Origin of the sequence: Novosphingobium sp. B1, from assembly GCF_900176395.1 — a bacterium.
Lineage (GTDB): Bacteria > Pseudomonadota > Alphaproteobacteria > Sphingomonadales > Sphingomonadaceae > Novosphingobium.
The window spans coordinates 21,619-29,978 of the sequence record NZ_FWXL01000021.1; the positions used below are offsets into that span (position 1 = coordinate 21,619).

Annotated in this window: 10 protein-coding genes; 7 read left to right on the forward strand and 3 right to left on the reverse strand. The window is 61.0% G+C overall.

Translation table 11 applies throughout. The features are described from left to right. Window positions 1-161 precede the first annotated feature (161 nt). The 3 genes from B9A23_RS19610 (at window position 162) to B9A23_RS19620 (ending at window position 2,824) form a co-directional block, all read left to right on the forward strand. Window positions 162-1,391: a bifunctional alpha/beta hydrolase/OsmC family protein gene (locus B9A23_RS19610; protein WP_254895202.1), complete on the forward strand. Its 1,230-nt coding sequence runs from the start codon at window positions 162-164 to the stop codon at window positions 1,389-1,391. Between the two features lie 73 nt (window positions 1,392-1,464). Continuing rightward, window positions 1,465-1,959: a peptide-methionine (S)-S-oxide reductase MsrA gene (gene msrA, locus B9A23_RS19615; RefSeq protein WP_084280965.1), complete on the forward strand. Its 495-nt coding sequence runs from the start codon at window positions 1,465-1,467 to the stop codon at window positions 1,957-1,959. 103 nt (window positions 1,960-2,062) lie between these two features. Then, window positions 2,063-2,824, forward strand: a complete 762-nt coding sequence (locus tag B9A23_RS19620; protein ID WP_254895203.1) for a ZIP family metal transporter — start codon at window positions 2,063-2,065, stop codon at window positions 2,822-2,824. Window positions 2,825-2,860: 36 nt separating this feature from the next. Here B9A23_RS19620 and B9A23_RS19625 read toward each other — a convergent pair whose 3' ends face one another. Both B9A23_RS19625 and rpiA read right to left on the reverse strand, forming a co-directional pair. Next, window positions 2,861-3,385, reverse strand: coding sequence for a MarR family winged helix-turn-helix transcriptional regulator (locus tag B9A23_RS19625; RefSeq protein ID WP_254895204.1), 525 nt, complete (start codon window positions 3,383-3,385; stop codon window positions 2,861-2,863). A 258-nt stretch (window positions 3,386-3,643) separates the two neighbouring features. After that, window positions 3,644-4,330 carry a ribose-5-phosphate isomerase RpiA gene (rpiA, locus tag B9A23_RS19630; protein WP_066782098.1) on the reverse strand — a complete coding sequence of 229 codons (687 nt, stop codon included), beginning with the start codon at window positions 4,328-4,330 and terminating at the stop codon, window positions 3,644-3,646. 248 nt (window positions 4,331-4,578) lie between these two features. On the opposite strand from rpiA, the gene gap reads away from it, so the two are divergent. The 4 genes from gap to B9A23_RS23390 all read left to right on the forward strand — a co-directional run bounded on the left by gap (window position 4,579) and on the right by B9A23_RS23390 (window position 7,318). After that, window positions 4,579-5,589 carry a type I glyceraldehyde-3-phosphate dehydrogenase gene (gene gap, locus B9A23_RS19635; RefSeq protein WP_084280979.1) on the forward strand — a complete coding sequence of 337 codons (1,011 nt, stop codon included), beginning with the start codon at window positions 4,579-4,581 and terminating at the stop codon, window positions 5,587-5,589. Window positions 5,590-5,782: 193 nt separating this feature from the next. Continuing rightward, window positions 5,783-6,295: a MarR family winged helix-turn-helix transcriptional regulator gene (locus B9A23_RS19640; RefSeq protein ID WP_082746385.1), complete on the forward strand. Its 513-nt coding sequence runs from the start codon at window positions 5,783-5,785 to the stop codon at window positions 6,293-6,295. Between the two features lie 48 nt (window positions 6,296-6,343). Beyond that, on the forward strand, window positions 6,344-6,829 hold the full coding sequence (locus B9A23_RS19645; protein WP_066782100.1) for a YkgB family protein: 486 nt from the start codon (window positions 6,344-6,346) through the stop codon (window positions 6,827-6,829). Window positions 6,830-6,877: 48 nt separating this feature from the next. Next, on the forward strand, window positions 6,878-7,318 hold the full coding sequence (locus B9A23_RS23390; RefSeq protein ID WP_254895205.1) for a DUF6314 family protein: 441 nt from the start codon (window positions 6,878-6,880) through the stop codon (window positions 7,316-7,318). Here the strand turns inward: B9A23_RS23390 and B9A23_RS19655 are convergent. Continuing rightward, window positions 7,315-8,334, reverse strand: coding sequence for a YeeE/YedE thiosulfate transporter family protein (locus tag B9A23_RS19655; protein WP_084280968.1), 1,020 nt, complete (start codon window positions 8,332-8,334; stop codon window positions 7,315-7,317). The genes B9A23_RS23390 and B9A23_RS19655 overlap by 4 nt on opposite strands. Between the last annotated feature and the right edge of the window lie 26 nt (window positions 8,335-8,360).

Genomic DNA, 8,360 nt, shown 5'->3' on the forward strand with positions numbered 1-8,360 from the left:
TCCTGTCGTGACTGGTGCCCATGCAAGGTGCTGCCCGGCCCAACGATAGAGCGCGAGGCAATGCTCGCCCCGGCTCGCGGGTGGGGGAGATCGTTGAATGGCGGAGGAATGCGGAGTTCCGGCTTGGAACGGCGCGCTCATATGTTCTGGGAGGTATCGACGTGCCTGCAGCGAAGTTCACGTTCGAGAACGGAGAGGGCAAGCTTCTCAGCGGGCTCCTAGAGTCTCCGGAAGGCACTCCTCGCGGATGGGCGATCTTCGCTCATTGCTTCACGTGCGGGAAGGACAGCCGAGCGGCTGTCCACATTTCCCGCGCACTGTCACGGGCAGGGATCGGCGTCCTGCGATTTGACTTTGCTGGCACTGGGGTCGGCGGCGCCGAAGGCGAGGCAGTGGATTTCGCCGCGGACGTGACGGATCTCAAGTCAGCGGCAAGGGCGATGACGACCGCGGGGATGACGCCCGCCCTTCTTATCGGACATAGCCTAGGTGGAACCGCTGCTCTGATGGCTGCGACCGATCTGCCGGACATCGTCGCCGTGGCGACCATCGGCGCGCCGGCGGAACTCGAGCACATCCTCAAGGTCTTCAACGCCAGCGATCTCGACACGATCAGACGCGAAGGCGAGGCATCGGTCGACATTGCCGGCCGGCCTTTCCTCATCCGACGCAGCTTCGTCGACGCCGTCGAACAGGTGGATGTAGAAAAGGCGGTCGCTGCGCTCCGTCGTCCATTACTCGTCCTGCACTCCCCCCTCGATCAGGTGGTTGGGGTCGAGCATGCGTCGCGCATCTTCGTCGCTGCTCGGCACCCGAAAAGCTTCGTATCGCTCGATGCGGCCGATCACCTTCTTGCAGATGCCGCCGACGCGAACTTTGCATCCGCCATGGTCGCCACCTGGGCCAATCGCTACCTGCCACCCCTCGTGGCCGATCTTCCGCAGGTTGAAGCTGCCGATGGAGTCGAGGCCATCGAGACGCTGGCGGGCAAGTTCCAGCTCAAGGTCCGCAGCGGCAAGCATTCGATCTACTCGGACGAGCCGACATCGGTCGGCGGACTAGGGAGCGGTCTTTCGCCATATGAGTTGGTTTCCGCCGGCCTCGCTGCCTGCACGGTGATGACGATGCGCCTCTATGCCAACCGCAAAGGCTTTCCGCTCGAACGAGCGAGCACGAGGGTTGAGCACAAGAAGGTGGCGGACATGATGCCTCCAGACCGGTTCACTCGGACGATTGTCCTTGAAGGACCTCTGGATGAGGAGCAGCGCGCGCGCATTCTCGAGATCGCCGACCGCTGTCCCGTCGACCTCACGCTGATCCGTGGATCAGATGTCCAGACCGACCTCGTCGACGCACCCTTACCCAAGCAAAGTTCCGAGCCGGCGGCATGATCAAGAGGAATCGAGCCGACCCAGAAGCGAGGGATCTGTGAGCGATCCGTCTGTCGAAAGCGAAGCAAACCCGATGGAACGAGCGTTACTCGCCGGCGGATGCTTCTGGGGCATGGAAGATTTGCTGCGGCAAAAGCGGGGAGTCGTCTCGACACGCGTCGGGTACATCGGCGGTGAAACGGTAGACCCGACCTACCATGATCATCATGGCCACGCAGAGGCGGTGGAGGTGGTCTTTGACCCCGCCGTTCTGAGCTATCGCTCCCTGCTGGAATTCTTCTTCCAGATCCACGACCCGACGACGTACGAACAACAGGGCAGCGACGTCGGCCCAAGCTACCGCTCCGCCATCTTCTATACCGACAAGCGTCAGATGGAGGTCGCCTTGGCAACGATCGAGGATATCGAGGCATCGGGTCGATGGCCCGGGCCAGTCTTATCCGAGATCAATCCCGAGGAGCCATTCTGGGAGGCAGAGCCGGAGCACCAGAAGTATCTAGTGCGACATCCGAGGGGGTATAGCTGCCACTTCGCGCGTCCCACGTGGCGCCTCGACCGATCGCGCTGATGATGCGGCCAAGCCACGACCTGCTGGCACATCACAGCGCCATTGAACGCGCCAGCTCGCAAGTCGATGTTTGTTGAAGGAGGCTGCGACGGTGGGATCACCTATGACACCCGTCCCTGAGTTCGTCGTTGCCGGCATGTGGGGGCTAGTGTCTGGCAGCGGCTTGCTCTTGGGTGCGATCGTTGCAGATGCATTATCTGGCAAACTCAGTCATCGGATGGTTTCCGCCATTATGGGGTTCGGGGGCGGTGTCTTGTTTGCCGTGATCGCCACGGAACTCGTCGTTCGACCACATGCGGGCGGGGCGGCTACATGGCCGACCATCGCTTTGCCAGTAGGTGCGGGAATTTTCAGCGGCATAAACTGGTACCTCGCTAGGCGCGGGGCGAGGGACCGAAAGCGTTGTGGCGAGTGCGTCGAGCAACCCAACGAAGCGGAGCATCATGGCAGTGGAGCTGCGATCGCCGTGGGCAGCGTGCTCGACGGCATCCCTGAGGCCCTGGTAATCGGGATGTCGGTCGCCGGCGGCGGCGCGATCAGCCTGGCCGTAATCGTAGGCTTTTTTCTGGCGAACGTGCCTCAGGGACTCTCGAGCACCTCAGGCATGAAGCTGGCCGGCCGGTCTCGCACATACATCTACACGATATGGATCGGGATACCGCTTATAATCGCGATCGCGGCAGGTGTTGGAAACTTCCTGCTCGGATCAGCATCGGCGCAGGAGCCTGCCATCCTCCTATTCGCCGCTGGTGCCGTACTGGCCATGCTCGCCGAAGCCATGATCCCGGAAGCCTTCGAGAATGCGCCTCCGTTCATCGGGCTTATCACGGTCCTTGGCTTTCTGGCCACCTACCTAATCGCGTAGCATTGAGCACGCGCTTCAAGACCACTGGTGCGGCCGCTACTCGCGGTCCTGCCCCCGCTCATGAAGCTCAGCGTCGATAGGACAATTGGTACAGCCTTCGTAGCAACACAGGCGGCAGATGCGATAGGAGTGCTCGAGGTTCTCCAAACGGCCACGAAGGACGCGCTCGGCAATGTCGGCCAGGATCCTCATTTCGTCTTTGTTGAGGATCGACAAGCCCTCTTCGATGACCTTATCTCTTGCGGCTAGGATCGCAGCACTCGCCTTCTGACCGGCCGATGTCAGGTGCAGGGAACGGACGCGGCCGTCAGTCGCGGTTGCCCGGCTCTCGATCAGTCCTTCGGCAGTGAGCCGATCGGCAAGGCGGACCGTCCCTGCGTGCGACAAGCCCACGCCGACCGCCAGCATTCTCACCGAAAGCCCAGGCTGGTGCGCGAGCAGCGCTAGCGCTGACGCGGCAGGTCCTTCTTCCGGCGCCCGCGATGAACTAGCGCGAACGATGTCGTCGCTGATCATAAGTGCGAACGCCCCGAAAACGTTACGGTCTCGAGGTTCATCCATCCGTGCGGGTATATGTGCGCGACGCATAGACAGCAAGCTTCGGTGCGTATTGATCTGGCAGGTTAGAACAACCGGAAGTCCCGCAAAGTCAGAGACTTACCGAGGCACATCCGATTTTCATCAGTCGTAGTTTGCGACGAGCTGCCATATCACTCGATACGCTGCGGCTATGGCGGCTTGAGAGAACCCCGGCGTCTCTCCCCCTTCGGTTCATCAAGGACGCGGCTGGGGCAAAAGGTTCAACCCGCAGTACTGGGATCACGATCGATCCGCGTGTCTAACGTCAACCGCACCATCGCGCCCAACGATGATCGTATCGATCTCAGAGAGGAAAAGGCCGTGCGCGGCAACACCCGGAATGGCTGCGATCGCGAGTGCGGTCTGTTGCGGGTCTGTGATGACCCCGAAGGCCACATCCAGGATGTGATTGCCCTGATCTGTCAAAAGCGGATCGTCATTCTGCAATCGGAGGGACACCGGAACTCCAAGGTCGGCGAGGCGCGCTCCGACGAATTCAGCGGCAAACGGGAAAACTTCGACGGGTAGCGGAAAGCGGCCGAGCCGCCTTACGACCTTGCTTGAATCGACCACGGCGATGACGCGAGCGGATGCCGCAGCAATAACCTTTTCCCTCAGCAAAGCGCCCCCGCCGCCCTTGATTGCCTGGAGGTTTTGATCGATCTCGTCGGCGCCGTCGATCGTGAGGTCCACTGAACTGAGACCCCCGAAGGCAACCAGCGGTACGGCCAATTCGCGGGCCAGAGCCTCGGTCATGCGCGAGGTTGGGACAGCCGTGATGCGGAGCCCGGCAGCAACTCGCTTTCCAAGATACTTCAGAACGTAGTTCGCCGTGCTGCCGGTCCCTAACCCGACAAGCATGCCGTCCTGGATTTCATCGACTGCCCTTTTGGCTGCGAGAGCCTTTTCTGCTTCAAGGTCAGACACCGTTTAGATCCTCCTTCCCTTCCTCGCGCAGTTCCGTCGCGCGCTGCATGCTCTACGCGACGGTGCCGAGCAGGCGCCGGAAACGGACAGTCAACCCCGGTCGCCTCGCCGTGTTGACCTGCTCGGAACCCACGCCTAGGTCTATGCGTCACGCATATATCGTCGACTTGAGCGACAATTTTCCTACGAGCGGTAGCGAGAGATACTCGTTCCCGGCGGCGATTTCTCATCAACGAAAGGGAATGCGCATGACTGTCAGGGTCGCGATCAACGGTTTCGGGCGCATCGGCAGACTGACGTTGCGCTCGGTGGTCGAACTTCGCCGTCAGGATATCCAAGTCGTGGCTATCAACGATCTCGCACCGGTCGGCACCCTGGCTCACCTCCTCAAATACGACTCCGTCCACGGTCCCTTTCCGGGTGAAATCGACGTCGGCGCCGACTGGATCGATGTCGGCTACGGGAGAATCACAGTCACCATGCAGCGCGACCCGGCGGACTTGCCTCATCAGAAGTGCGGCGTCGATATCGCGATGGAGTGCTCAGGCTTCTTCACTTCGAAAGACAAGGCCGGCGCGCATCTCCGCGCCGGTGCGAAACGTGTTCTCGTCTCCGCACCCAGCGAAGGAGCCGACAAGACGATCGTCTTCAAGGTCAATCATGCGACATTGACGCCCGAGGATGTAATCGTTTCGAACGGGTCCTGCACGACCAACGTGCTCGCACCCGTGGCAAAAGTGTTGAACGATTTATTCGGCATCGAGCGCGGCTACATGACGACGGTCCACGCCTACACCGGCGACCAACCGACGTTGGATGCCGTGCACACGGATCCTTATCGAGGACGCGCAGCCGCTCTATCGATGATTCCGACATCGACGGGCGCGGCGAATGCAATCGGCCGCGTGTTGCCGGAGTTGAAGGGCAAGCTGCACGGATCCTCAATCCGTGTCCCCACACCCAATGTTTCGGTCATCGATCTAGCCGTGTCCGCCATGCGTGACGTCACCATCGAGGAGGTGAACGGAGCCATTCGGGTTGCTGCCGATGGACCAATGCAGGGCGTGCTCGCGGTCACAACCGAACCGTTGGTGTCGATCGATCTGAGCCATCGGACCGAGTCGTCGATCGTCGCACTGCCCCAGACCGACGTTGTCGATCGAAGACTGGTCCGCGTTCTAGCCTGGTATGACAACGAGTGGAGCTTTGCGACACGCATGGCGGATACCGCGCTCGAGATGGCCAAATTCGGCAACTGACCGCAGGCGCCGACCCCCATAGCGAGCGTTCGCGCGAACTAAGGCGCCGTTTGCGCCACCCTACTTTCGCGTCCTTCAAGCACCATCCTGAGCGAAGTGGTCCACACAGGCAGCGCGATCAAATTTCGATCGAACTCGACAGAGGACCTACCAAGGTGTATGCGTGGCGCATATATCACGCAAGGTGATGACGATGCTGGACGAGCCCTCAGATCGACTGATCAACGTCTTTGGCGCGCTCGCTCAGGCCGTTTCCGATCGGGTGCGGATTGCCATAGCTGAGGCCTTTACCGCGGGTGGGGAAACCGCTGCTGCGCTGATTGCGATCGGTCACGATCCGGGGATGTCGATCGATCAGATCAGCCGGATCCTTCGCCTCTCACATGCCGGGACGGTTCGCGTTGTTGAGCGGCTGGATGATCAGGGCTTTGTAGGGAAGTCGCAGTCTCAGTCTGACCGCCGCGTCGCACGTATAACGCTGACGCGGCGGGGGCATGCCGAACGAACCAAACTCCTCAGCCTGAGAAATGCCGCGGTTTCCGGCCTTTTGGTCCGGGTCTCTGCCAACGACCGCATAGTTTTGGAACGGATCGCCGACACCATTCTGACTTCGTTGCTGGATGATCCGCAGAGCGCGCTGGCGACGTGCCGCTTCTGCGATCAGGCACGGTGTCTTGGCTGCCCGATGGGCACACGGCGCCACTGAAATCTTCCGTTTATCCACAACCGACATAATCTTCATCGAGGAGTTCCGATGCCGTTTCTGAACCGCTATCGCTTTCATGTTGCCGAGGAAAACAGAAGGGATCTGGCACTGCTGAGGTGGGCGCTCGTCCTGGTCTTCCTATGGTTCGGCGGCATGAAGTTCACTATGTACGAGGCCGAAGGGATCGCCCCGTTCATCGGGAACAGCCCGCTGATGAGTTGGCTCGGCATGTTCGGAACGCAGGGGCAGAGCTACTTCGTCGGGATCATCGAACTCTCGACGGCTGCGGCGCTGACCGTCGGCGCGTTTCGGCCTATCTTCTCAGCGCTCGGCGCCCTGATGTCGGTGTCAACCTACCTGATCACACTAACTTTCTTTGTGACTACGCCGGGCGTCTCGGAGGCAAGCGCAGGAGGCTTCCCTGCGATATCGGCCGCGCCGGGACAGTTCCTGCTCAAGGACGCCGTTCTCCTCGCGGCGTCGCTCGTGTTGCTCTTCAACTCGGTCGAACGGCGACCAGTACAGTCGGCCTAACCCTAAGCATGCTGGTACAAGCTTGCGAGGGAGGGTGACAAATCGCCGGTGATCGAAGGCTCCCGTCTCCTTCGAAGTCTAAGTGGCGCCTGGCAACTCGATCGGGAGATCAGGGGTGCCGGCGCGCAGTTCCTCGGCAAGGCCGTCTTCGAGCCTCAACCTGATGGCACTTCCAATTACCGAGAATGCGGGACGCTTCTATTGCGAGACGGGCGAGAGCTATCCTCCCACCGGAGCTACACCTATCGTCCCTCCGAAAGGGGGTTCACGGTCGCGTTCGCGGACGGGCCGACCCTGGGCAATATCTTTGTACGGCTTCTTTTCGGCGCCGTGGACGATCAACAGCTCGTAGCTGACGACGTCCACCGCTGCGGTGCCGACACTTACGAGGTTCGCTACATTCTCGGGCGGCCGGGTGCATTCGAGACCATCATCGACGTGGTGGGCCCGGCCAAAGCCTATCGCCTGATCAGCAGTTACGTTCGCTAATGGTCGATGCGCCCGCCGCGTGCCAGCCTACGGCGTCCGACCAAGCCAATCAGAATGGTGGCAGTCATGGTTAGGACGGCTGCGAAGCCACCTGGTGACAGCGCGGGCACTGCTGACAGGATAAGACCATCATTCCCGCCGGGGATGAGAGAGATCCCAACCCCCATAAGGAAGCCGCCGAAGAGGGTTCGAAGAAGGTCACGGGCAGAAGGTTCCTGCAGGCCCATGTTGCCTTGCCCCGCAGAGGCGGCGAATGCGCCCATTACCGATGCGGCCACAGCTGGGAGTGCGACAATCCCGGTGCGCATGTCGTGGAGAAGAAGGCTGTGTTGCAGCAACTGAGCAAGCGTCCAGGACGGCGATAGCGCAAAGAGCGCTCCGCCGGTCACTCCAAGGACCAACATCGATAATGCCAGCGGCCATCTCGCCCTTGGTCGCGATACCTCGCTGACCGCCAGGATGATCGACACCAGCGTAAGAATGATCAGAAAGCTCAAGAGGCAGACCATACCCTGCACGCTCGGCTCCGCGAGCAGGCTTGGCCACATTGCGATACGATCGTGTCGCGCTCGGTCAATGAGCAGCATCCCGGCCGCTAGTCCAAAGGGCAGAGCTACAAGTCGGACCTCCCCGTTCCCCAAACGAGCGAGCGATCCGAGCAAGCAGGTGTCGTTGACGAGGGCGCCTATTCCGAACGCGACGGCACCAGCGAGGAGCGAGGAGTCGATACTGGACGCGGTGATTGTTAGTCCGTCTATCGCCGCGGCCCAGACGAGCGGAACGGCAACGAGACCGGCAGTTGCCGATGCTGAGACAAGCCCGATGAGAATGCGAGGAGGGTGTCTCTTGGCCAGCTCGTCAGCGGCGGCGACCAGGCACGTCCCACCCTGGTTGGCGGCGAATCCGAAGCCGAAAGACAGTACGCATAGAGCGAAGTCGAGCCAGGAGTAAGCGGTGTTCTGTCGGCACCTTGCGCAGCCTCGGGGCGTGGTTGAATTGGGGGGATGGACGAGCACCGCGTTACGACCGCATTGGACACCCA